This is a genomic window from Chryseobacterium metallicongregator, assembly GCF_031324065.1.
GTDB lineage: Bacteria > Bacteroidota > Bacteroidia > Flavobacteriales > Weeksellaceae > Chryseobacterium > Chryseobacterium metallicongregator.
This window is the reverse complement of record NZ_JAVIXS010000020.1, coordinates 285,318-310,947: the sequence shown is the minus strand read 5'-3', so window position 1 is coordinate 310,947 and position 25,630 is coordinate 285,318. Positions and strand designations below refer to the sequence as shown.

At 36.9% G+C, this 25,630-nt stretch carries 15 protein-coding genes and 1 tRNA gene; 11 read left to right on the top strand and 5 right to left on the bottom strand.

Annotated features, from left to right (window positions below; genetic code table 11):
• Window positions 1-8 precede the first annotated feature (8 nt).
• Window positions 9-3,026: a SusC/RagA family TonB-linked outer membrane protein gene (locus REB14_RS19340; protein ID WP_309523007.1), complete on the bottom strand. Its 3,018-nt coding sequence runs from the start codon at window positions 3,024-3,026 to the stop codon at window positions 9-11.
• Window positions 3,027-3,902: 876 nt separating this feature from the next.
• Here REB14_RS19340 and kduI point away from each other — a divergent pair.
• From kduI to REB14_RS19300, 8 genes are all read left to right on the top strand, one after another.
• A complete protein-coding gene (kduI, locus tag REB14_RS19335; protein ID WP_079241497.1) occupies window positions 3,903-4,739 on the top strand; it encodes a 5-dehydro-4-deoxy-D-glucuronate isomerase in 837 nt (278 codons plus the stop codon).
• 8 nt (window positions 4,740-4,747) lie between these two features.
• On the top strand, window positions 4,748-5,530 hold the full coding sequence (locus tag REB14_RS19330; RefSeq protein WP_309523006.1) for a gluconate 5-dehydrogenase: 783 nt from the start codon (window positions 4,748-4,750) through the stop codon (window positions 5,528-5,530).
• A gap of 18 nt (window positions 5,531-5,548) precedes the next feature.
• Window positions 5,549-6,946, top strand: coding sequence for a glucuronate isomerase (uxaC, locus tag REB14_RS19325; RefSeq protein WP_309523005.1), 1,398 nt, complete (start codon window positions 5,549-5,551; stop codon window positions 6,944-6,946).
• A 10-nt stretch (window positions 6,947-6,956) separates the two neighbouring features.
• Window positions 6,957-7,961, top strand: coding sequence for a sugar kinase (locus REB14_RS19320; protein WP_309523004.1), 1,005 nt, complete (start codon window positions 6,957-6,959; stop codon window positions 7,959-7,961).
• 2 nt (window positions 7,962-7,963) lie between these two features.
• Window positions 7,964-8,632: a bifunctional 4-hydroxy-2-oxoglutarate aldolase/2-dehydro-3-deoxy-phosphogluconate aldolase gene (locus REB14_RS19315; protein ID WP_309523003.1), complete on the top strand. Its 669-nt coding sequence runs from the start codon at window positions 7,964-7,966 to the stop codon at window positions 8,630-8,632.
• 216 nt (window positions 8,633-8,848) lie between these two features.
• Window positions 8,849-10,375 (top strand): MFS transporter, encoded by a 1,527-nt coding sequence (locus tag REB14_RS19310; protein WP_079241502.1) that lies wholly within the window; start codon window positions 8,849-8,851, stop codon window positions 10,373-10,375.
• Between the two features lie 49 nt (window positions 10,376-10,424).
• Complete coding sequence (locus REB14_RS19305; protein WP_079241503.1) at window positions 10,425-11,888, top strand: tagaturonate reductase; 1,464 nt, start codon at window positions 10,425-10,427, stop codon at window positions 11,886-11,888.
• A 5-nt stretch (window positions 11,889-11,893) separates the two neighbouring features.
• The gene (locus REB14_RS19300; RefSeq protein WP_309523002.1) at window positions 11,894-13,507 is read left to right on the top strand and encodes a UxaA family hydrolase; all 1,614 of its coding nucleotides are present in this window, start codon (window positions 11,894-11,896) and stop codon (window positions 13,505-13,507) included.
• 78 nt (window positions 13,508-13,585) lie between these two features.
• Here the strand turns inward: REB14_RS19300 and REB14_RS19295 are convergent, their stop codons facing one another.
• The 3 genes from REB14_RS19295 to REB14_RS19285 all read right to left on the bottom strand — a co-directional run bounded on the left by REB14_RS19295 (window position 13,586) and on the right by REB14_RS19285 (window position 16,295).
• Complete coding sequence (locus REB14_RS19295) at window positions 13,586-13,981, bottom strand: hypothetical protein (RefSeq protein WP_079241505.1); 396 nt, start codon at window positions 13,979-13,981, stop codon at window positions 13,586-13,588.
• Window positions 13,982-14,010: 29 nt separating this feature from the next.
• A complete protein-coding gene (locus REB14_RS19290; RefSeq protein WP_079241506.1) occupies window positions 14,011-15,039 on the bottom strand; it encodes a LacI family DNA-binding transcriptional regulator in 1,029 nt (342 codons plus the stop codon).
• 230 nt (window positions 15,040-15,269) lie between these two features.
• Window positions 15,270-16,295 carry an NAD(P)-dependent alcohol dehydrogenase gene (locus tag REB14_RS19285; RefSeq protein ID WP_309523001.1) on the bottom strand — a complete coding sequence of 342 codons (1,026 nt, stop codon included), beginning with the start codon at window positions 16,293-16,295 and terminating at the stop codon, window positions 15,270-15,272.
• Between the two features lie 661 nt (window positions 16,296-16,956).
• Between REB14_RS19285 and REB14_RS19280 the strand changes: the two genes are divergently transcribed.
• Window positions 16,957-19,920, top strand: a complete 2,964-nt coding sequence (locus REB14_RS19280) for a response regulator (RefSeq protein ID WP_079241508.1) — start codon at window positions 16,957-16,959, stop codon at window positions 19,918-19,920.
• A gap of 229 nt (window positions 19,921-20,149) precedes the next feature.
• Here REB14_RS19280 and REB14_RS19275 read toward each other — a convergent pair.
• A tRNA-Arg gene (locus tag REB14_RS19275) sits at window positions 20,150-20,221 on the bottom strand.
• A gap of 309 nt (window positions 20,222-20,530) precedes the next feature.
• On the opposite strand from REB14_RS19275, the gene REB14_RS19270 reads away from it, so the two are divergent.
• Together REB14_RS19270 and REB14_RS19265 are read left to right on the top strand one after the other, a co-directional pair.
• Window positions 20,531-22,006, top strand: coding sequence for a hybrid sensor histidine kinase/response regulator (locus REB14_RS19270; RefSeq protein ID WP_079241509.1), 1,476 nt, complete (start codon window positions 20,531-20,533; stop codon window positions 22,004-22,006).
• Between the two features lie 5 nt (window positions 22,007-22,011).
• Window positions 22,012-25,620 (top strand): response regulator, encoded by a 3,609-nt coding sequence (locus REB14_RS19265; RefSeq protein WP_309523000.1) that lies wholly within the window; start codon window positions 22,012-22,014, stop codon window positions 25,618-25,620.
• Window positions 25,621-25,630: the final 10 nt, after the last annotated feature.

Genomic DNA, 25,630 nt, shown 5'->3' with positions numbered 1-25,630 from the left:
CGTTCGTTTTAGAAAGTGATATCTACTCCTGATAAGATAAATCGGCTTCTTGGATAAGCTGAATAATCAACTCCAGGAGTTAATGGATTTCTTCTGGTATTGGCTTCCGGATCAAATCCCGAATAACCGGTAATTGTAAATAAATTATTCACGGTAGCATACAGTCTCAGGTTTTTCACTCCAATGGCTTCAAGAGATCCTTTTGGAAGGCTGTATCCAATCGTAAGGTTATTCAGTCTTAAGAAAGAGCCGTCTTCAATAGCATAAGAATGTAGGAAATAAGCTCCTGCGGGAGGAGTCCACATCGTTGTATTGGCGTTAAGAGCAGCAAGAGCGGTAGGATCTGTCACCTTATTTCCAGCATTGTCAAACCATCTCCAGCGGTCTGCCACTTCAGCAAGCATGTTATTATCCTTATACAGATATTGAGTCGTGTATTCTATTTTGTTGGCATTGTATACTTTATTTCCTATGGAGAAATTGAAAAGTAAGCTCATATCCCAGTTCTTATAACGGAATGTTTGAGTAAAACCACCATAGAATTTAGGCTGTGCGCTTCCAAGGTCGGTCATGTCTTTATTATCAATCACTCCGTCACCATTGAGATCCTGAAGTTTAAGATCTCCCGGCTGTACAGCTTTTGCCCCGTTAGCCACAGCAGCCGAGCTTGCTATTCCGTTTTTTAAAGTATAGATCTGAGTGTCTGCATCATAATTAAAATCACTCACTTCATACCTTCCGGCCGTTACATATCCCCAATAAGTTCCTACCGGTTTTCCTACCTGTACAAGGAAATCAAACAGGTTATTCTGCCATCCGGAAGGGTAGTAGTAGGAATTGGAACTTGCAGAAGCATTATTTCCTAAACTTTTGATCGTATTTCTGTTGGATGAGATATTGGCATCAATTTTCCATGAAAAGTTTTCTTTACTGATGATGGTACTTCCCATTGATAATTCTATCCCTTTATTTTCGCTGCTTCCTGAGTTTTGGTATTGATACTCGTACCCGGAAGTCTGTGGTATTTTGGCTAATAATAAAAGATCTTTGGTATCTGTTTTATAAACATCCAGAGTTCCATAAAGCCTTCCATTAAACAATCCGAAATCAATTCCCGCATTGTATGAAGTAGCTGTTTCCCATTTTACATTAGGATTGGCCATGATATTTCCGGTGGTAGCCCCTGGCGTAACACTGGTTCCGAAAGCGTAGCCGTAATCTGACGAAGATGTAAAGAAGGTATCATATAAAAAAGCTCCGATTCTGTTATTTCCTGATTTTCCATATCCTAAACGAAGTTTTAGTTCATTGACAAAATTGCTTTGTTTTAAGAAATTTTCTTCCTTGATTTTCCATGCCAGAGAGGCTGCAGGAAAGTATCCCCACTGATTGGGACCAGGTTTGAAAACACTCGAGCCATCAGCTCTCATGGAAACCGTTGCAATATATTTGTTGTTGTAGATATAATTTACCCTTCCAAAGAAAGACGCCAGACGGTCTACTTCTCTTGCGGTTTTAGGAGCATCCTGAACCATTCCTGAAGGTGGTGATGCCAGCTGCGAATTGGCAAAGGCTTCCTGTGCTGAAGAAGATTTCGGGAACCACTTGATATTGATGGAGGTAGATTCACCATCGGTTCTTACCGTTTCCTGCCCTGCCAGGAGATCAAACTTATGATTACCGAATGTTCTTCTATAATTCAATGTGTTGGTATTGGTGATTCTTCTGGTTTGAGAATTACTCATAAATACCACTGGCTGATCATTATTCTGTCTGGCAAGACTGGTAACCGGACCGGAAAACTGATTCACAATCTGATCCCTCTGTACATAACCGATAACACTGCGGAAGGTAAAATCTTTGCTGATTTTATACTCAATTGTTCCGTTCAGTAATAAATCGTTTCTACCACTTTCCTTCACTTCATCGTTAGCCAATAAAACGGGATTGACAAGATTGGTCTGGTCTGCGAACAACGGATCAAAATCATCAACATCTACCGTAGAACCACCCTCAAAAGGTTGATATCTGATGGCATTTCTCAATCGGTTGGTGGTTTGCGAACCTGAAGCTGATGTTCCCGCTCCATAGATCATCTGACGGCTGTAACGAGCGTTCAGGCCAATACTCAGTTTTTTTGAAATATCATAATCATATCTGAAGTTGGCCATATTACGTTTGAATCCGGATCCAATCATCACTCCGTCTTCCTCCACATTATTAAGGGTCAATGAAAATGCAGAATTCTCAGATCCTCCGGACAATGCCACATTATGGGTAAAATTGAATGCTTCTCTCCCGAAAAGTTTATCCTGCCAGTTTACATTTTTGACAGATTTATACTTATCCAGCTGATCAAAAGTTCCGTAGCGTGTGTTAAAAGTTTCAATATCTTTTGCATCTCCATTCTTATAATATTGTTCATACTGATAAAGAACATACTGGTAAGGATCAAGTACATTGATCTTATTCTGAATGCTTCTTACCCCTACAAAACCATTATAGTTAATTGTTGTTTTTCCTTTTTTGCGGCCGCCCTTTGTAGTGATTAGAACTACACCGTTAGCTCCTCTTGATCCGAAAATAGAAGTGGAAGAGGCATCTTTTAATACTTCAATAGATTCTATTTCTTTGGGAGATAAGATGGTAAGGGCATTATCCATTTGTATCCCATCCACAATATAGAGTGGGGCATTACTCTGGGTAATGGAGTTCCCTCCGCGCACTACAATGTCTACATCTGCACCGGGAGATCCTTCACTCAGGGAAACCTGTACACCGGCAAGCCTTCCCTGGATGGCTTCAGCAGCATTAGTAGAAGGCATATCTTTAAGAGCTTCTCCTTTTACGGAAGAAACAGCGTTGGTAACATCTTTTTTGGAAACTTTTGTATAGCCTACCAAAACCACATCATCCAGTTTGGTTTCTTTATCTTTTTTTGTTTCTTTTTCCTGAGCCATGGAAAGGACAGGAAGCAGAAAAACAGTTAAATATAACCACTTTATTGATTGTACTCTTTTATCCATTATGTATCCTTATAGTTTTAATTCTTGGTTGAAAGTTTTTTCAATCGTTTTTTGATTAGGATTTTTAAGTATTCTGCGGATTTTAGTGGCCATTACGTATTTTAATCATTTTCTTACGCTGTTGTGCAATCGATTGCGTAATTATTTGTAATAAATTAATCTGGCTTCTAAACTAATATTATTTTTTAATACGCAAAGAAAAAAATGTTATTTTTTCATTAATTTATGTGTTTAATACAATGTGTTTAGCCTTACATATATTTGTTTTTTAAATTTAAAGCATTGTAAATCAGTTGTATATATATGTTTTGTTCTTTTCTAAATCTTCACAATAAAAATGTGTTTAGGAAGTGTTTAATGTTTATAAAACTTAAATTTTGATTAAAACTATGTCTGTTTTCGGATATAAAAAATCCCAAAATTAATGTCCGGGAAGAAAAATTTTAATCATTTTCTGATTTTTGTCATCTTTTTGAAATTATCAGCACTTCTATATTTTGTACTTTTCATTAATATTTACGAGTATATATCATATGTGTATTAATTTGATGATATTTTAATCAATATTTCACTGCTTGTTTTCTGTATTATTTTGGCATGATTTTATATTTTAAGTCCGGTTAGTTTCTAATTTTGGGAAATTTATTTTAGATTTCCCTTCTCTTTTTTATCTGTTTTTTAATCTGTTCTTAATTTTATTTATTTGATAATCAGATTTTTTTAAAATAAAATTAATTTTTTGTTAACTACTTAAAGAATAATTATATATTTAACCCCACAAGTATTTCTGCAATTTTAGTGTAATTTTATGCAATCGATTACATTTAGTTTAACAGGTTTGCGAAAACCGTAAAAAGAAAAAGTAAAAATAGTAGTATGGCACAATCAGAATTTCGTTACGCCCATCATCCTGAAGATGTGAAAAAATATACCACAGAAGATCTCAGGAGGGAGTTTCTAATCGATGATTTATTCAATGAGGATAAAATAAAACTGGTCTATTCTATGTATGACAGGCTTATTGTAGGAGGTATAATGCCTTCTTCCAAAGCTTTGAAACTGGAGCCTACCGGTGATCTGAAAGCTGAAAACTTTCTGGACAGAAGAGAGCTGGGCATTATCAATGTAGGAGCAGCAGGAAAAGTAACAGTAGACGGAAAAGTATATGAGCTTGAAAACAAGGAAGCTCTATACATCGGAAAAGGAGCTCAGGAAGTGATCTTTGAAAAGACAGGCGAAGAACAGCCTTATTTCTATATCAATTCAGCTCCGGCACATCATGAATATCCCACAAAGAAAATTACCAGAAACGAAGCCGAAATTGTGGAACTGGGTGAGGAAAAATATGCGAATAAGCGTACCATCAACAAACTGATTGTCAATTCTGTGGTAGAAACCTGTCAGCTTCAGATGGGAATGACTGAACTCCATCCCGGAAGTGTCTGGAACACGATGCCTGCACATACCCACACCAGACGAATGGAAGCTTATTTCTATTTTGACCTGGAAGAAGGGCAGACGGTAAGTCATTTTATGGGACAGCCTCACGAAACCCGTCACCTGTTTATGACGAACAGGCAAGCGGTATTGTCTCCGGAATGGTCTATCCACTCTGGTGTAGGAACTACAAATTATACTTTTATATGGGGCATGGCCGGAGAAAACATGGACTACGGAGATATGGACGGTATTAAAACAAACGAACTAAAGTAATTTTTCCAATGAATTTATTTGATTTATCGGGTAAGGTAGCAGTCGTTACCGGAGGTACTCACGGATTAGGAATGGCAATGGCAGAAGGACTTGCTGAAGCAGGGGCTGAACTGGCTATTACCAGTACAACACCTTCAAAACTGGAAGAAGCATTGCATTATTACCACGAAAAAGGGTATAAGGCAACAGGCTATATTTTTGATGTGACGGATGAACTGGAAGCTGCCCAAAAAGTAGCGTTAATGGAAGCCACTCATGGGAAAATAGATATTCTTGTCAACAATGCAGGAATCATCAAACGTATTCCGGCTATTGATATGGAAGTGGAAGACTTTAGAAAAGTAATTGATGTAGATCTGACCGGACCTTTTATCATGTCGAAATTAATCGGGAAATATATGATTAAAAGGAAATCCGGAAAGATTATCAATATCTGCTCGATGATGAGTGAGCTGGGACGTGATAATGTAATAGCCTATGCTTCGGCAAAAGGCGGCCTTAAAATGCTTACCAAAAATTTAGCAACAGAATGGGCAAAACACAATATTCAGGTGAACGGAATCGGTCCCGGATATTTTGCAACCTCCCAAACAGAACCCATCCGTGTGGATGGAAACCCTTTCAATGATTTTATCATCAGCAGAACACCCGAAGGAAGATGGGGAAATCCGGAAGACTTGGCCGGAACGGCTATTTTCCTTGCTTCTGATGCAAGCAGATTCATCAACGGACAGATTATTTACGTAGATGGAGGAATTCTTGCCACTATTGGAAAACCTGCTAATGAATAACACTAGATTAGACAAAAAATGAAACCTTTTATCACAGACCAATTCTTATTACAAAATAAATGCGCTGAAGAACTTTACTTCAGATTCGCAGAAAAACAGCCCATCATCGATTATCATAATCATTTGATTCCTAAAGATATTGCAGAAGACACTGTTTTTGACAATATCTCCAAAGTCTGGATTGCAGGTGACCATTACAAATGGAGAGCTATGAGAACGATGGGAGTCAATGAAAAATTTATCACGGGAGATGCTTCAGACAAAGAAAAATTCGAGGCCTGGGCAAAAACAGTTCCGTATACTTTGAGAAACCCTCTGTATCACTGGACTCATCTGGAATTGAAAAGATATTTCGGAATTGATGAACTGTTGAATGGAGATAATGCATCGGAAATCTATGAAAACATCACCACTCAGCTTCAAACCCCTGAAAAATCTACCAGAGGTCTTTTGAAAATGATGAATGTGGAATCTCTATGTACTACAGAAGATCCTACAGACACTTTGAATTACCATCATGATCTGGCGAAAAGTGATTTCAGTATCAAAGTAAGTACTGCATTCCGTCCGGATAAAGCTATTCTGATTGAAAACCACAACTTCGCAGATTATATTGCAAAACTGGGAGCATCAGCAGGGATTGAAATCAATTCTTACCAGACTTTATGTGATGCTTTGCTTAAAAGAATCGAATATTTCCACGAAAATGGGTGCAGACTGTGTGATCACGGCTTAAATAATATTTCTTTTGAAGAAGCTACAGAAGCGGAAGTGAATGCTATTTTCAATGATAAACTAGCCGGAAAAGTGATTGCTGAAAAGCAGGTGAATCAATTCAAAACAACCATTTTATTATTCTTAGGGGAAGCTTATCATCAATACGGATGGGTTCAGCAGTTCCATTTAGGAGCTTTGAGAAATAATAATGAAAGAATGCACAGAATTCTAGGACCGGATACCGGCTGGGATTCCATCGGAGACTTTGTGCAGGCAGAAACGTTGTCCCGATTTTTGAACACTTTAGACGGAAAAGATAAACTCACCAAAACCATTTTATACAATTTAAACCCGGCTGATAACGAAATTTTTGCAACAATGATCGGGAATTTCAATGATGGAAGCATCAAAGGGAAAGTACAGTTTGGCTCAGGATGGTGGTTTCTCGATCAGAAAGACGGAATGATCAAGCAGATGAATGCCCTTTCCAATATGGGGTTAATAAGCTGTTTTGTAGGAATGCTTACCGATTCCAGAAGTTTTCTTTCTTATCCGAGACACGAATATTTCAGAAGAGTATTGTGCAATCTTTTCGGTGAAGAAATGAAAAACGGTGAATTGCCGGATGATATAGAGCTGATAGGGAAAACCATTTCAGATATCTGCTACCATAATGCGAAAAACTATTTTGATTTTTAAATGAAAAGCTATGGGCAAAATAGTCACATTCGGTGAAGTGATCATGAGACTTTCCCCACCCGGAAACAGAATGATGAAACAAAGCCACGAAATGGAGTTCTTTTTTGGAGGAACTGAACTGAATGTTGCTTCTTCATTAGCAACAATGGGTTGTGAAGTAAGACATATCAGCTGTGTTTCGGATGATTTTGTAGGCGAATCTGCAGTTTCTTTCATTCAAAGCTTTGGAATTGAGACCACTTTCATTCATCAAAATGAACATCCTTTAGGGCTGTATTTTCTTGAAGTGGGATCATCTGTTCGTGCCAGCAGAATTGCGTATAACAGGTTGAATGGTTCTTTTGCCAATATCAATGCAGAAAATATAGACTGGGAAAAAGCACTTGAAGGCTGTGAGTGTTTTCATTGGACAGGCATTAGCCCTGGTATTTCAGAATCTGCTTATAAAGCATTGAAAGAAGGTCTGAAAACTGCACAGAATAAAGGAATTGAGATTTCCACAGATCCTGCTTACCGTTCCAATCTCTGGAAGTATGGAAGAAAAGGACATGAAGTACTTAAAGAACTGGTTTCTTATTCCACTATTTTTATTGGAGGTGTAAACGAAATTAATGAAATTCTCGGAACTCAGTTTTCTTCAGATAAAGAAGGCTTCATTTATGCCTGTAAAGAATTAAAACAACAAATTCCTTCTGTTCAAAGGATTTTTGATAAAATAAGAATTGGGGTTACAGCAAGTACACAGCAAACACAGGGAAGAGCTTGGGTAGATGAAACTTATTTTGAAACCGATCTCCTTGAAATTAATCCTGTTGTTGACAGAATTGGAACCGGAGATGCTTTTGCGGCTGGGCTGATCTATGGTTTAAAGCATTTTGATCATCAGAAAGCCTTGAGTTTTGCTAATGCAGCCAGTGCAATCAAACACACGATTCCCGGAGATATTAACTACGCAAGTGCAGAAGATATTCTGGAAGTAATGAACGGAAATTCAGGGGGAAGAATAAAAAGATAACTATGGCAAGATTTAATAGAATAGAAGTTGCCTTGATGGCAAAGCAGACAGGGATTGTTCCTGTATTTTATCACGAAGATATAGATGTATGCAAAAAAATTGTGAAAGCTTGTTTTGATGGCGGTGCCCGTGTTTTTGAATTTACCAACAGGGGAGACTTTGCCCATGAAGTTTTTGCTGAGCTGGTAAAATACGTAGTCAAAGAGATTCCTGAAATGATCTTGGGAATTGGCTCCATACTTGATCCGGCAACCGCCTCTTTGTACATTCAGAATGGCGCGAACTTTATTGTAGCTCCCATTTTAAATCCTGAAGTGGCCAAGGTTTGCAACCGGAGAAAAATTGTATGGATACCTGGCTGTGGCTCTGTTTCTGAAATTTCTTATGCTGAAGAACTGGGAGCAGAGATTGTAAAAATTTTCCCAGCAACACAAGTAGGTGGCCCGGAATTCATCAAAGCAGTGAAAGGTCCGATGCCATGGTCCAATATAATGCCTACAGGTGGAGTTATTCCCACGAAAGAAAGCATAAGTGAATGGATTTCTGCAGGGGCATATTGCTTAGGATTGGGTTCGCAGTTGTTTGTGAAAAATGAAAATGGGGAATATGACTATGGAAAAATCACAGAAGCTGTAGCTCATTCTATACAGATTATTAAAGAACTAACATAATTGTTCTTATCATTTTAAAGCCATAAAGGGAACTCGGACAAATTAATTAGAGGTCAAACAAGATTATGACATTCAATCTAATTAATATCAATCCCTTAATTAAATTCAAATGGTTTAAAAAATCAATCATTTCCGTGCTAAAGCAGTATGGATAAGGAGTTTTTTGCCCCATTTTGTTGTCAAAATCAATAAAAATCAATACTATTAACGATTGATATGAATAAAGAAATATCCCCGAAACCGACTCACTTCAGATGGACGATCTGCGTGCTTCTTTTTATTGCAACGACCATCAATTATATGGATCGGCAGGTGCTGTCACTTACCTGGAAAGATTTTATTGCTCCTGAGTTTCACTGGAACAATAATGATTACGGGAACATCACTGCATTATTTTCTATTTTCTATGCCGTAAGTATGCTTTTTGCCGGAAAGTTTGTAGACTGGATGGATACCAAAAAAGGTTTTCTCTGGGCTATAGGAATCTGGTCTGTAGGAGCTGTTATTCACGCCTTTTGTGGAATTGCCACTTCAGGAGTTCTTACAGGAAACTGGTGGGTAGGTTTTCAGGAATCTAAAGAGATTATCGGAGGAGTTGATAATGTGGGTGCCATTATCAGTACCAGTGTTACCTTGTTTATTTTTGCCCGTTTCGTCCTGGCAGTAGGGGAAGCCGGAAACTTTCCTGCTGCGATAAAAACTACGGCAGAATATTTTCCTAAAAAAGACAGAGCACTGGCAACCAGTATTTTTAATGCAGGAGCAACAGTAGGAGCTTTGGCTGCACCAGTAACCATTCCTTTTATTGCAAAATCTATGGGTTGGGAATGGGCATTTATCATCATTGGAGCTTTAGGTTTTGTTTGGATGGGACTTTGGGTATTCTATTACAAAAAACCTCACGAACATCATAAAGTCAATGAACATGAGCTTACTTATATTCAGCAGGATCAGGACGATTTGGCTGTAGGAGATTCATCAGCATCAGAGAAGAAATTCTCTTTCAAAGAATGTTTCAGTCACAGGCAGACGTGGGCTTTTGCTTTCGGAAAATTTATGACAGACGGGATCTGGTGGTTTTTCTTGTTCTGGACACCTGCCTATCTGAGTTCTGTTTATAAAATGGATTCTACCCAAAGTGCCTTACCGTTATTTGTTCTCTATATGATTACGTTATTTTCCATCATTGGAGGATGGCTTCCGAAGTATTTCGTAGAGAAAAAAGGAATGGATGCGTATTCTGGAAGGATGAAAGCGATGTTGATCTTTGCTTTTTTCCCTTTGCTGGCATTATTGGCACAGCCATTGGGCTCTGTTTCATATTGGATTCCGGTATTAATCATTGGAGTGGCAGGAGCCGCTCATCAGGCTTGGTCAGCAAATATCTTCTCAACGGTAGGCGATATGTTTCCCAAAAAAGCCATTGCAACCATTACAGGAATTGGTGGAATGGCAGGAGGAATCGGTTCTTTTTTAATCAATAAATCATCAGGTGTGTTATTTGATCATGCTCATAAAGCATGGACTACTATTGATGGAATGCCTTTGCTGGAGAAATATCCGCAATACATCAATGAGCGTTTGCCGGAGAATTTTCTTCACGATCTGGAAAAATCGGGCGCTATTATTTCTGATGGAATTGATAAAGGATACATGATCATTTTCTCTGTGTGTGCAGTCGCTTACCTGATTGCCTGGAATGTCATGAAGACTTTGGTTCCTAAATACAAAGTAATTAAGTAGAAATAAAAACTATCAAACCTAAAGATAGTTTCATTCAAATTAGAAAAAAATGGAAAATCAGATAAAACAAAAACTAAATCGTGAATTCTATGGTTTTCAGGAAAAACTTCCTATTAAAATAGTACAGTTTGGAGGCGGGAATTTCATGAGAGGATTTACAGATTATGTCATTGATCAGCTTAATAAAAAAGCAGCGTTCAATGCAGGAATTGTAAATGTACAGCCTACACCGGGAGGTTCTGTTCATAAGCTTGAAGAGCAGGATAATCTGTACACCCTTTTTACAAGAGGAATAAAGAAAGATGAAATTATTGATGAAAAACAGGTGATTTCTTCCATTCAGAAGTCCATCAATCCTTATACACATTATGACGAATTTCTGGCTTTAGCAAAAGAAGAAGAATTGGAATTTATCTTTTCCAATACAACAGAAACCGGGATCGCCTATGATGAAACCGAAGAATATCATGCAGGACCACATAAAAACTTTCCTGCGAAACTCACGGTTTTATTGTATGAAAGATTTAAATATTTCAAAGGAGCACCAGAAAAAGGATTAAGAATTATCCCTTGTGAACTGATTGAAGATAATGCTTTGGCTTTAAAAGATATCATTATTAAATATGCCAGATTATGGAATTTAAAAGAAGATTTTGTGCAATGGATTGAACAATGTAATTGTTTTCACAATACTTTGGTAGACAGAATTGTTCCGGGATATCCTAAAGATGATGCAGAATCCTACGAAGAACAGTTGGATTACGAAGACCGGATGATGGTCGTTTCTGAAGTCTTTTTACTATTTGTCATTCAGGAAGTTAAAAATTTAAAAGAAAGAATTCCTTTTGACCAAATTAATGAGCAGATTCTGGTGGTAGATGATATTCTGCCGTACCGTCTTAGAAAAGTAAGAATTCTGAATGGTGGACATACTTTGATGCTGGCTCCAACCATTTTATCAGGAAAAGAAACGGTAAAAGAATCCATTGATAATCCGTTCATTGGGCAGTTTTTAAAAGACACCATTTTCAATGAAGTCAATCCAACTTTAGGATTGGATGAAAATGAATTGAAAGATTTTGCAGAAGAAGTTTTCGACAGATTTAGAAATCCTTTTATTAAACATCATCTGGCAAGTATCGCTTTATATTTTGTATCTAAATTTAAAGTGAGAGTGCTTCCAAGCTTATTGAAATATGTTGAAATCAATCAAAAATTACCACTTAATTTAACTTTCTCTTTAGCTGCTCTCATCAGATTCTATCAGGGAAATTTCGGGGATAAAGCCCTTCCGTTAAATGATGAACAGACAATTATTGATCGTTTCAAAGAAATATGGTCCACCAGTGATTATGAAAAGGTAGCGGAATTTGCCTTAAGTGAAATTTCTTTCTGGGATACAGATCTCACAGAAGCGGAAGGCTTGAAAGATGCTGTAGCAAAAGCTTTGTGGGAAATTGATCATCACGATGTAGAAACAGCATATCACCATTTTGTTCAATTCTATTCTTAAAAATCATGCAGAAGAAAGTATTGAAAGTAAATCCCAAAGATAATGTTGCTGTAGCTCTCGTTGATCTTCATCAGGGCGAAACTGTTATTTTGGATCATTTTACCTATGAAATTATAAAAGACACGAATGCCAAGCATAAATTTGTCACGGAAGATCTTTCTGAGGGGGATGCTGTCATCATGTATGGAGTTTTGGTGGGAAAAGCCAGCCAAACGATTCAAAAAGGTGAAGTCATCACGACTGAAAATGTAAAACATCAAAGTGCAAAAGTACAAGCTAAAACAGAAACAACTGCCTGGAAAGCTCCAAATGTAGAGGAGTGGAAAGATAAAATATTCATGGGATATCACAGAGAAGACGGACAGGTAGGAACAGAAAATGTATGGTTGTTTTTTCCTTTGGTTTTTTGTGAAAACAGAAATGTTGAGATTTTAAAAGAGGTTTTTGAAAAAGAACTCTTATTCGAAAAAGTAACAAAACATCAGCTTTTGCTGAGATCTCTGATCAATAATTCAGATACGGAAACCATTGCGGAAGAAGATCAGGATGAAAGAATTTTTAAAAATATTGACGTTAAATTCATCACTCATCAGGGCGGTTGCGGTGGAATTCGTCAGGATGCAGAAGCTTTGGGGCGTTTGCTGGCAGGATATGTTAATAACCCAAATGTTGCCGGAGCAACCGTTTTGAGTCTGGGATGTCAGAATCTTCAGGTACAGATTTTCAAAGATGCTCTGGACAAGATCAGTCCTGAGAATAAAAAACCGATTATTGTGTATGAGCAGCAAAAATCCGGAACAGTAGATGAAATGCTGAGTGGAATTATCAAAGATTCTTATGAAGCGATTAAAAAAGCCAATGAGATTCAAAGAAAACCGGCACCTATTTCAAAACTGGTATTAGGATTAGAATGTGGCGGTTCAGACGGTTTTTCCGGAATTTCTGCCAATCCGGTTTTAGGGCAGTTGTCAGATTTAATGGCCGGAATTGGTGGCGCAACTATTCTTTCAGAATTCCCGGAATTGTGTGGAGTAGAGCAGCAGCTGGTGAACCGTTGTGTGAATGAAAAAGATGCAGAAAGATTTTTACAGTTGATGAAAGATTTTGAAGAATCAGTCGTTGCTGCAGGATCTGGTTTTGATATGAATCCGTCACCGGGGAATATTAAAGACGGATTGATCACTGATGCCATGAAATCTGCAGGAGCGGCTAAAAAAGGAGGCTCATCGCCTATTAATGATGTTCTTGACTTTACAGAATATATTAAGAAACCGGGATTGAATTTATTGTGCACACCAGGAAACGATGTAGAATGTACAACAGCTCTGGTAGGCTCAGGCTCTAATATTGTACTGTTTACAACCGGCCTTGGAACTCCTACCGGAAATCCTGTCGTTCCCGTAGTGAAAATATCCTCCAATACTTCACTTTCCGAAAGAATGCCTGATATCATCGACTTCAACACAGGTGATGTGATTACAGGGGAAAAGACAATTGACGAAAAAGCAGAAGAACTGCTGGAATACATCATCAAAGTAGCCAGCGGAGAAGTAAAAACCAAGGCTGCTATTTTAAATCAAAACGACTTTATTCCCTGGAAAAGAGGGGTTAGTTTATAAAATGTTTTTTGACTATAAATATTAATTAGGGATGAAAATGCTTTCTACTTTGTAGGAGGCATTTTCTTTTTATATATTTTATTGAAATAATAAAGTTGTTAAAAACGGTAAAAAAAGAGTTGATACTGTGAAAATAGCATCTCCTATATGTAATTTTCGATATTCTCCCTGTTCCCAACTGGATTGCATATAACCTGTCATTAAAGGTTCATTCCCAAAAATGATAAGAAATAAATTTCTAAATATCCAGTAATAAATCATATAAAGCAAAGGGAAAAATGCCCAAGTCGCTGCATTGCCGTTTGGCATTTTCAATGATTCTCTGTTCAAGTTGAAGTAACCAAGTAAGGCTATCAAAATAGTGAAAAATAATACAATCAAATATGTTGTTCTGTTCTTCAATTTTTTATAAGATAACCATAAAATGATTTGACCAAAGCCACCAAGAAAAATATAAAGAGATTGATTATCCAATACGATTGTTATATGTAGTTAAACTAAGATTATTTTCTCTTAGAAGATTTCCTTATATAAAGTTGCGGTGTAAGTACCACTTTTTTCTCAATAGAAACCCCGGAACCGTTTTCTTTTACACTTTCTAAAAATACCTGTCCGGACATTTTTCCCATCAATACAGGAGTCTGATCCACAGAACTGATTGGAAGTTCCATGAATTGGGTAAAAGGCTCATTAGAAAACCCGATGATAGCCACTTCCTGAGGAATTTTGATATTTCGTTTCTTTAATTCCTGGCAGGCACCTAATGCGGCAAAATCACTGGAAGAAAATATAGCATCAGGAACAGATTTTTTACTCCAAAGTTTTTTAATGGCTTCTGTACCTTCCTCAATAGAACTGCCTGTGAAGATAACATTATCCTCTTTTACAGGAAGGTGATGATCCGCCAAAGCCTGTTTATATCCGTTGAGACGGTTTTGATAAATTTCAAGGTTAAGATCTCCTGCAAAATGGCATATATTCTTATAACCTTCTTTGATAAGATGTTCTGTAGCCATATAGCCCCCACGATAATCATCAATAGTCACAGTGCTGATCCCTGAAATATCTTTTTTACGGTCAAAAAAGATAACCGGGGTATTGGAAGTATCTATAATGCTTTGAATATGACTGATATCTGTTGTCGTTTTAGAAACAGACATAAAAATGCCATCTACCTGTGCATTCAGCAACGTATTAAGCTGTCTTTTTTCAATATTGACATCTTCGTGGCTCTGACAGATGATCACATGATAGCCGAGTGGGGAAAGCTCTTCCTCAATTCCTCTGATCACAGATGAAAAGAAATTGGTATTGATATACGGAACAATGATCCCTACGTTTTTGGTTTCACCACTTTTTAAAGCTTTGGCAAGGTTGTTCTGCTTATAGTTCATTTCCTTGGCCGTTTTACGAACCAGCTCTTTGGTTGCCTCACTTATTCGCGGATGGTCATTCAGTGCTCTTGAAACAGTTGCCACACTTACGTTAAGCTTATTGGAAATATCATAGATGGTGGCACTTTTCTTATTCATACTGATTTTTTCTGAGCAATTTTATGAAGTCTGAACAGCAGACGTTATTGACGTAAATTTAATCAAATTATAGCTATTTGAAAGCAAAAAGATGCATTTTAAGTAGGCCTTCTGCAGATTTTGGACATATTTTATTTTTATCAAATTTAAACCTCTGATTTCATGATGGATAGATAATAAAAAAACCGAAAGCAAAACTACTTCCGGCTGTATATTCTATTTTCATTTTATTATGGAATCAAAACAGCTCTGCCTTTGATCTTTCCGTTTCTCATTCTATCATAAACTTCATTGGCCTCATCCAGATTATATTTTTCAATTTCGATATGAATTTTTTTCTGTCTTGCCAATCCTACCACTTCCATAAGTTCAACTCTTGATCCCCAGTAAGGATTTGTCATACTTACCCCAAATGGAAGTCCAGACATGCTGTATTGATAATGACCGCCACCCAATCCTACAATGGTAAGATCTCCATCCAGACTCACAATTTTAGTTCCAAGTTCAATGGTTGATGTAGCGCCTACAAAATCAATAACCACTTTAGCTTTTTTAATTCCTGTGATTTTCTGAATCTGTTCTGCAGTATCAGTATCTTTTGAGTTCACAGTGAACGTTGCTCCAAGTTCTTTGGCGAAGGCCAGTTTTTCTTCTGTCACATCACAGGCAATGATGGTACTGCCGCTAACTTCTCTAAGAATCTGCAGAGCAACATGCCCAAGTCCTCCAACGCCAATCACTACAACATACTCATCGGGTGTTAGTTTAGACAATGATCTTTTAATTGCGGAATAAGGAGTCAATGCTGCATCAGTAAGCGGAGCGGCAATCACGGGATCCAGATCATAAATAGGAACTAATAATCTTGAAGAAGGAACAAGCATATACTCAGCCATTCCTCCATCTAGTCCCAAACCGCCTCCATAAGCCATTTCTGACTGATGATCACAATAATTTTCTTTGGATTGCTGACAGGGTTTACAATGGCCACATCCCCAAGGACCATAGACCAGAACGGCATCTCCTTTTTTATAACCTTTAACGTCAGGGCCAATTTCTTCGATCCAACCTGCATTTTCATGGCCTAATGTGAATACTGAACCTCCTACAGTTCCCTCGTCAATAATATGAAGATCAGAGTGGCATACACCTGCTCCTCCGATTTTTAACAAGACTTCATCTCCTTTAGGAGTCGGTTTCTCCATATTATTTACAACACGGACATCTTTGTGCCCGAAAAAACGTACTGCTTTCATAACTTAATATTTTAAAACTTATACCTTAAATATACGAAAATTGATCTTGAATAACGAGTGATTTAATTGATATTAAACTAATATATGTCAGTAAATTATGGGGAAATTTCCCTGATAGTCTGCTTGTAAATCATTATATTAAACTACATGTCAAATGGTTTTGGGGGCAGTATGATTCAGATCATATTAGAGGGAGTAAGCAGTTGATTATATTTGAGCATTGAAAATTTCATATTTCTGACAAATTACAGTATAACCTCTCGTTGTTTCGGGAGGTTTTTTTGTGGAAAAATTTCAATATAAAATTAGAAATACTGATTTACAGGATACATGTAGCCCCAACGGATGATTTTTCAAAATTTTTTAAAGAATATTTATTTCAGATAGAAAGTATATATGAATATTTTGATTTCAAAATTTATAAAAATATGATCAAGTACATTTAAGTATATTGTCATCTAAATTTAATTCGTTTCAGTCAAATTAGATAATAATTAACAATCAGGAAAGCATACAAAATAAACTTTTAAATTGGGCATCTCTATCTTTAAACGACTTGGATTGTACTCATATTCCCCTATCTGCTGACAAATTTCTAAATTAATTTGTTAATATTATAAAATGATCTATTTTTAGTATTTTATTACAAAAATACTATTTAATGCCAAAAAAAATTATAAGAAATCTTCAAATTGGAGTAGTGATTTCTTTAATACTTCTGATTACTAGTTCCGTAGCATCTTATATAAGCATACATAAGCAGATGGAGAATAGGAAAGACTTATTAAAAAATAAGGAATCTATAAGCTTAGCAAAAGATATCTTAAATACTCTTTTAAATGCTGAAACAGGAAATAGGGGATACCAGCTTACCGGAAGAGAAAATTTTCTTGAACCTTTCAATAAAAGTAGGAGTGAATATCCGTTGCTTGTTTCTAACAAAGGTAAACTTCATCTTAGAGATAAAGATCAGATTAATATCCTAAATGAATTGCTGCATACTTCAGAGATAGTGATGAAAGAATATGTATTGCTTATTGAGAAACGTAAAAAAGGGATATTAATGAGTCCGGAAGAACTTGTACAAAACAAGGAAGCTATGGACAGATGCCGCATGCTCGCTCAGAAATTTGTAAAAAAGGAGGAAGTTCAACTTGCCATAAAAAATGAAGAACTGAACAAGTCTTCCGAGTTGACCGTTTTGTTCATCGTCTTTTCTGCCATGGCCGCCATTGGTGTAACTATTTTTGTTTATATACAACTAAAATCTGACCTTATCCGCCGTGGGAAGTTAGAAAAAGATCTGTTTTATACTAAGGAAATGCTTGAGGAAACAGGCTTAGTAGCCCAAGTGGGAGGTTGGGAAGCCAATATGAAGACCGGGAAGCTCTTCTGGTCTCAAAGTACAAGAGAAATTCACAAACTAAAAGATGATTTCAAGCCTACTTTCGAAAGTGCCTTTGAATTTTACAAAGGAAAAAGTAGGGAGAGAATAAAATATCTTTTTAACAGGGCAATACAACAAGGAATTACTTTTGATGAGGAGTTTCAGCTTTTGCGTAATGATGGCATTACGATCTGGGTAAGAGTAAAAGGGATTCCTGAATTTGAAGGTGACAGCTGCAAAAGAGTTTTCGGAATCATTCAGGATATTGATGCCTTCAAAAAGATGTTTCTGGAGGTTACCCGGAAGGAGGCTATAATGCAGTCTTTTGCCACTGATGTTCCTGTTCCTTTGGCTATGTTTGATAAAGACCTTAACTATGTTGCTGTAAGCAACAGATGGAAAGAGGAATTTAGTATGAATAATGTAGATCTTATTGGTAATAATCTTTTTACTATATCACCTAATATTCCCAAAGAAAGAAAAGAGATTTATGACAATGCGCTGTTGGGAAAAACCTATATCAACAGTGACTATACATTAAAGGTAGAAGGAAAAGAAGAAATTCAGCATTATGACCTTAAAGTCGGACCTTGGTATCTTACAAAAGATGAAGTAGGAGGGGTAATTATTTCCATACAGAATATTACAAATGCTGTAAAGATAAATGAAGAACTGAAAAATGCCAAGGAAACAGCAGATATAGCCAGCAAAGCAAAATCCGAATTTCTTGCCAATATGAGTCATGAGATCAGGACTCCTTTAAACGGAGTTATTGGTTTTTCAGACCTTCTCCTTACGACACCGTTGAATGAAACACAGATGCAATATCTGAATTATATCAATGAGTCCGGGGAAAACCTGCTTAGCATCATCAATGATATATTGGATTTTTCTAAAATAGAATCCGGGAAAATGGAGCTTTTGATTGAAAAATGTGATGTTTATGATATGTTGAGCCAGGTTATAAATGTTATTATTTATCAATCCCAGAAAAAAAACATCGAACTTCTTCTCAATATAGAGCCGGGTCTTCCAAAAATACTTTTTATGGATGAAGCAAGGTTAAAACAGATCTTGATCAATCTTCTTGGGAATGCTGTGAAATTTACAGAAAAGGGAGAGATCGAGCTAAAAGTAGAGAAATTACGCATGGATGATAGTACTATTGCTTTGCGTTTCTCGGTTAGAGATACGGGGATCGGTATCCCTGTTGAAAAACAGAAATACATTTTTGATGCCTTTACTCAGGAAAATAGCTCCATCAGTAAACAATATGGAGGCACGGGTCTAGGGCTTACTATTTCGAACAATATCCTGGGATATATGGGAAGCCATTTGTCGCTGAGCAGCGCAAAGGAAAGTGGTTCTGTATTTTTCTTTGACATTGAGATTCCTTACGAGATCTCTCAATTTAGAGAGGAAGATGAAATAACTATTAAAACGGCTCTGGTGGTTGATGATAATGAAACCAACAGGATCATTCTTGAGCACATGCTTAGCTATAAAAATATAAAATCCACCCTGGCTTCTAATGGGATGGAAGCATTAGAGATCTTGTTGAAAGGTGAACGGTTCGATGTGATCCTGATGGATTATCATATGCCTCTTATGTCCGGATTGGAAACGATTGATAAAATGACAGGGCTATTCAATCAGCGAAAAGAGACTTCTCCATTTATAATTCTTTCTTCTTCTTCTGAAGAACTGGGCATATTTGCCTCGGTTAGGAAAATACAAAATGCACATTTACTGTTGAAGCCTATCAAATCACATGAACTATACAAAACCTTAAAAAAAGTAGATCGAAGTTATACGGTAGAAATTAGTAAGGATCAGTCTGAAAAAGTTTCGCATTTATTTGCCCCGGAATTAGAAGTGCTTTTGGTGGATGATAACGTTGTGAATATGGTCCTGAATAATAGAATGATGAAGTCTCTAGCTCCCAGTATACACTTAACAGAAGCGGTCAACGGGCTGCAGGCTGTGGAGGAATGCAAGAAAAAGCAGTTTTCCATTATCATGATGGATGTACAGATGCCGATAATGAGTGGTATTGAGGCAACACAAAATATTAGAATGCTGCCGGGATATGAACATGTACCTATCATAGGCGTTACAGCCGGAAATGTGCTGGGCGAAAAAGAAAAGTGTCTTGAAGCCGGAATGAATGATTTCCTTCCCAAACCTGTAAGAAAGGCAGACCTTCTTGAAGTACTCAAAAAATATATTAGTGTTTAGAATTATGAAAATGGTGCTCGATTTCTTCTACTAAGTTACTTTTTACTTAGAATTACTTTTACAAAAAAGATTTTACACAATCTATAAAAAAGAGGCTATCTTAAAAAGGTAGCCCCTTTTAATAGTATTATTTTCTTGTAATGGTTCAAAACTTAATTGTCAAATTAGATAATTTATGATCAAGAACATTTAGTCTTCTTAGATTCTTCAACAAAGAGTTCAAGTTTTGTAGCCGCACCAGGAATCGAACCTGGATCTAAAGTTTAGGAAACTTCTATTCTATCCATTGAACTATGAGGCCTTGCTAAGATCATAAAATTACAAATTATTTGCCGGAGTAGCGTAATGATCAGGATGTTGATTCAAGAGAAAAACTTTAACAATAAATGCTCAAGTAGGTTTTAGGACTTTTATAATCCGGCTTTCTCTGAAATTATAGAATTTTTTTTAAATGGGATGAGCTCCCTTAATCCTCATTTTATTCCTATTTAAAGCATAAAATGTGGTATGAATTAGTTATTCATAATACTTTAAAAATTGCTATGTTTTGAAATATTGTAAGTATTTTTGAGGTTTAAATATCTGTAACTAATTATTGATTTTAACTTCTATGATTTTAATTGTTGATGACAATCAAAGTAATCTTTATTCACTGCAAAAATTACTAGAGTCCAAAGATTTTCAGGTGGAAACAGCCAATTCCGGTGAAGAGGCTCTGGGTAAAGCCCTTAAAAACGACTATGCCCTCATTATTCTGGATGTTCAGATGCCTGATATGGACGGCTTTGAAGTAGCAGAAACACTTGCAGATTACAGTAAAACAAAAGAAGTTCCCATTATATTTTTATCTGCTGTTAATACAGACAAGAAATTTATAACGAAAGGCTATGCTTCTGGTGCTAAAGATTATGTCACCAAACCTGTAGATCCTGAAATTCTTTTACTGAAAGTAAAAACATTCTATAATCTTCAGGAGCAGAATATAGCGATGAAGAAGGCCCAACAGAATCTTGAGCTGGAGGTTAAAGGAAGACGTGAATCACAAGTGACGATGAAATCGCAGATTGACCATTTTCACTTAATGCTGGAATCACTTCCACAAATTGCATTTACCCTTAATGAAGCCGGAACGGTGGATTTTGTGAATGGTAAATGGTATGAATATTCAGATTCTGAACAGAATTTTCCTGAAATATATCCCGATGACCCTGATATAACAGAGGAGTTTGAGAGATGCAGAAAAAAAGGAAAAGCTCTTGAGCTGGAAGTTAGAATTAAAAATGTGGTTTCAGGTAATTACCGTTATCATTTGCTTAGAGTAACGCCGGTATATGATGAAGGCCGTATTAAAAACTGGGTGGGAACTTTTACCGATATTGATGATCAGAAGAAAGTTGAAAAAGAAAAAGATGAATTTTTAAGCATTGCAAGCCATGAGCTGAAAACCCCTTTAACGAGTATTAAAGCCTATGTTCAGTTATTAGAAAGAAAATTGAAACTCGACAAAGAAAGTTCTGAAGCAGGATTTGTAACGAAAGTTCAGGGACAGATTGAAAAGCTGAATACATTGATCACTGATCTGCTGGATGTTTCTAAAATAGAAAATGGCAAGCTAAAAATTAATAAAAAGCCGGTGAATCTGGAAAATTTGATCAGTAATGCGATTGAAACAATCATACAAACTCACGATCAGCGTGAAGTGAAAATTGAGCGTCACGGAACAAAACCTGATATTTTAATTCCTTTAGACGAAATCCGTATAGAACAGGTACTCATCAACTTTCTGACCAATGCTATAAAATATTCACCAGATAATAATCAGGTTATTGTTACCACTTTTGTAGATGAAGAAGCTGAAGAAGTAAGAGTGAACGTAACCGACTTTGGAATTGGTATCCCTGATTTTAAACAGGATGCTGTATTCAAAAAATTCTACCGTGTAGAAGAATCTTCACTGCAGTTCCAGGGAATGGGAATCGGATTGTTTATCTGCTCCGAGATCATCAAACAGCACCATGGAAACGTTGGAGTTTCCAGTATAGTAGATGAAGGCTCTACTTTTTATTTCACATTACCACTAAACTAATTTTAATGCCGAAAAAAATAATAAGAAATCTTCAGTTTGGTGTAGGTCTTTCACTTTTGATTTTAATAGCCAGTTCACTGGCCTCTTATTGGAGTATCCAAAATCAAATGAAACACCGCGAAAGTCTTTCCAAAAGCAGACGTTCTGTAACAGCGGTGAAAGATGTGCTGGTTGCATTACTGGATGCAGAAACAGGAAACAGAGGGTATCAGCTTACCGGAAGGGAAGATTTTCTTGAACCTTATAAACGAGGGTTAAGAGAATACCCTAAAGCTTTGGTACGTGCTGAATCTTTGGATATCAATGATCAGAATCAAATTCAAAGACTTGCAGGCTTAAAAGCAGCAGTTGATCAGGTAATGCAGAACCTGAAACATTTGGTTGAGAACAGACGAAGAGGCATTATCATGACGCAACAGGAGATTACTGAGGGTAAAACCTATATGGATCAGTGCCGGAAAATTGTCAATGATTTTGTACAATATGAAGAAAGTCAGGTTGAAATTAAAAATAACGATCTCAACCGTTCGTCCGGTACAACCGTTCTTTTTATCCTTTTTTCTGCCATTGCCGCAGTTGTTGTCACGGTGTTTTTCTATATAAAAATGCGTGCAGATCTTATCCGAAGAGATAAGCTTGAGAAAATGCTTAAGGCAAAAGATGAAGAAATGACACGTCGTGTAAGTGCTATTCAAAAGATTGCCAACAGAGTAGCGAATGGGGATTACAGTGAAAAAGCAGTGGATAATGCTCAGGATGATCTTGGAGATTTGGTAGAATCTCTTAATCACATGACGGAATCTCTCAAAATCTCTTTTGATACCATTAATAAGAGCGATTGGCGTCAGAAAGGGCTTGCGCTACTTAATGAATCCCTGGTAGGGAATAAGACTGTACAGGAAGTTTCCAATAAATCTTTAATGCAGTTGATTGAATACGGAAAATGTATTAATGGCTCTCTGTATTTATATGATGAAGGCATTTTAAAACTTAATAAAGCATTTGGACTGGAATCCAATATGAAAAAAGCTTTTGAGCCCGGAGAAGGAATGGTGGGACAGGCTTTTGTTAATGCTAAGACACAGGTTTATAATAATCTTCATGAAGAAGACTTTGTAGTCACTTTTGCCAGCAGTACGATTAAAATTTACGGGATTATATTGCTTCCGCTTTTTGCAGACGGCCATATAATAGGAGTGTTGGAGCTTGGTTCCACGTCTAATTTTGAGGAAGACAGAATACACTATTTTGAAGAATGCTGTACCAATATAGGAATCGCCCTGAGTGCTGCAAAAAGCAGAGAAAAAGAGCAGCAATTATTGGAAGAAACGCAGGCACAGTCAGAAGAATTACAGGTTCAGCACTCTGAGCTTGAAAATCTGAATACTGAACTGGAAGCACAAACCCAGAAGCTTCAGGCATCTGAAGAAGAGCTTAAAGTGCAGCAGGAAGAGCTTATGCAGGCTAATGCAGAGTTGGAAGAACGCTCCAGATTGCTGGAAGAAAAAAATCATTTGATTGCTGAACGTAATAATGAAATTCAGAAAAAAGTAGAAGAACTGGCATTAAGCACCAAATACAAATCTGAGTTTTTAGCCAATATGTCTCATGAATTGCGTACTCCGCTGAATTCGATTCTTCTTTTATCCCGATTAATGACGGAAAATCCTGATGAAAATCTTAACGAAGATCAGATGGAATCTGCCAAAGTAATTCATAGTTCGGGTACAAGCTTATTAACCCTTATTGATGAAATTCTGGATCTTGCCAAAATAGAATCCGGTAAAATGACTCTTGAATATCAGGACGTAAATCTTGAAGAAGTGGTAAAAGATCTGAAAAGTCTTTTCAATCCGGTATTTCAGGAAAAGAATCTTCCGTTTAATATCGAGATTGATGCAAATGTGCAGAAAGTGATCGAAAGTGACCGTCTAAGAATTGATCAGGTATTGAGAAATTTATTGTCAAATGCGTTAAAATTTACCACAAAAGGAAGCATCGGGTTACATATCAAAAAATATTCTGAAAAGCCTGATTTTATTATATTCTCAGTGAAAGATACAGGCGTTGGAATTGCTGAGGATAAGCAAAAAATTATCTTTGAAGCATTCCAGCAAGCGGACGGATCTACCAAAAGAAAATTTGGAGGAACAGGTTTAGGTCTGTCCATAAGCCGAGAAATTGCAAGACTTCTGGGAGGTGAGCTGGTTCTGAAAAGTGAAATAGACAAAGGAAGTGAATTCAGTTTTATCATTCCTGTACATGCAGCGACAGAGATTATCCATTCAGAAACAGATCAGGATCTTGTAGAGGTGATCCGTGAAGATGTGGAAGAAATTCAGAATATTCTTGATGAAGGAGAAACAAAAGTAATTCCCGTAAATACCCTTGAAATTCCTGAAGATGTTGCAGACGATAGAGAAAATATTCAGGAAGGAGATAAAGTCATTCTGATCATTGAAGATGATATCAATTTTGCAAAAGCTTTATTGAAATATGCCCACCTGCAGAGCTATAAAGGAGTGGTTGTAGTAAGAGGAGATTATGCTCTTTCAGCGGCTCAAAAGTATCATCCGCATGCCATTTTACTGGATGTTCAGCTTCCTGTAAAAGATGGCTGGGAGGTCATGGATGAACTGAAATCTGATTCTTATATCAAACATGTTCCGGTTCATATGATGTCTGTTCTTCATCTTAAAAAAGAAAGTCTGATGAAAGGTGCTGTAGACTTTATTAATAAGCCGGTAGCACTGGATAAAATGACTGACGTTTTCAGAAAGATTGAAGAAGCCTTAGAAAAAGGATCTCAAAAAGTCCTGATTGTAGAAGAAAATGCCAAACATGCCAGTGCATTATCTTATTTCCTGAGCAATTTTAATATCTCTTTATCCGTAGAACATACGGTGGAAGATAGTGTAAAAGCTCTGACTTCCGATTTTGTAGACTGCGTTATTCTGGATATTGGAAGCGCAAAAGGAAATGATTATCATGTAATAGAATCCATCAAAAGCCATGAAGGGCTGGAAAACCTTCCCATCATTATCTTTACAGAACACCATTTATCTAAAGAAGAAGAACTTAAAATAAAGCAATACGCAGATTCAATTGTTGTAAAAACAGCACACTCGTACCAAAGGATTTTAGATGAAGTAGGACTGTTCCTGCATCTGGTGGAAGAAAAAAACAATTCCGCAGAAAGTAGTACAGGGAGAATGCTGGGATCTTTAACGGAGGTTCTGAGTGGCAAAAAAGTACTGATTACCGATGACGATGTACGCAATATTTTTTCTTTAACCAAAGCACTGGAAAAATATAAAGTTGAGGTTATCGTAGCCATGGACGGAAAGCATGCTCTGGAACAAATTCACCACAATCCTGATATAGATGTGATTTTAATGGATATGATGATGCCGGAAATGGATGGCTATGAAACCATAAAGCAGATCAGAAAAATGCCGGCATTTAAAAGGCTGCCTATTATAGCGGTAACTGCAAAATCAATGATTGGAGACCGTGAGAAATGCATTACAGCAGGAGCTTCGGATTATATCTCAAAACCTGTAGATATTGATCAGCTGTTGTCGCTGCTTCGCGTTTGGTTGTATGAAAGTTAAACAGATAAAA

Excerpts from the sequence above, each read along its gene's own strand:
- REB14_RS19340 (WP_309523007.1), bottom strand. The coding sequence starts at position 3,026 with ATGGATAAAAGAGTACAATCAATAAAGTGGTTATATTTAACTGTTTTT.
- kduI (WP_079241497.1), top strand. The coding sequence starts at position 3,903 with ATGGCACAATCAGAATTTCGTTACGCCCATCATCCTGAAGATGTGAAA.
- REB14_RS19330 (WP_309523006.1), top strand. The coding sequence starts at position 4,748 with ATGAATTTATTTGATTTATCGGGTAAGGTAGCAGTCGTTACCGGAGGT.
- uxaC (WP_309523005.1), top strand. The coding sequence starts at position 5,549 with ATGAAACCTTTTATCACAGACCAATTCTTATTACAAAATAAATGCGCT.
- REB14_RS19320 (WP_309523004.1), top strand. The coding sequence starts at position 6,957 with ATGGGCAAAATAGTCACATTCGGTGAAGTGATCATGAGACTTTCCCCA.
- REB14_RS19315 (WP_309523003.1), top strand. The coding sequence starts at position 7,964 with ATGGCAAGATTTAATAGAATAGAAGTTGCCTTGATGGCAAAGCAGACA.
- REB14_RS19310 (WP_079241502.1), top strand. The coding sequence starts at position 8,849 with ATGAATAAAGAAATATCCCCGAAACCGACTCACTTCAGATGGACGATC.
- REB14_RS19305 (WP_079241503.1), top strand. The coding sequence starts at position 10,425 with ATGGAAAATCAGATAAAACAAAAACTAAATCGTGAATTCTATGGTTTT.
- REB14_RS19300 (WP_309523002.1), top strand. The coding sequence starts at position 11,894 with ATGCAGAAGAAAGTATTGAAAGTAAATCCCAAAGATAATGTTGCTGTA.
- REB14_RS19290 (WP_079241506.1), bottom strand. The coding sequence starts at position 15,039 with ATGAATAAGAAAAGTGCCACCATCTATGATATTTCCAATAAGCTTAAC.
- REB14_RS19285 (WP_309523001.1), bottom strand. The coding sequence starts at position 16,295 with ATGAAAGCAGTACGTTTTTTCGGGCACAAAGATGTCCGTGTTGTAAAT.
- REB14_RS19280 (WP_079241508.1), top strand. The coding sequence starts at position 16,957 with ATGCCAAAAAAAATTATAAGAAATCTTCAAATTGGAGTAGTGATTTCT.
- REB14_RS19270 (WP_079241509.1), top strand. The coding sequence starts at position 20,531 with ATGATTTTAATTGTTGATGACAATCAAAGTAATCTTTATTCACTGCAA.
- REB14_RS19265 (WP_309523000.1), top strand. The coding sequence starts at position 22,012 with ATGCCGAAAAAAATAATAAGAAATCTTCAGTTTGGTGTAGGTCTTTCA.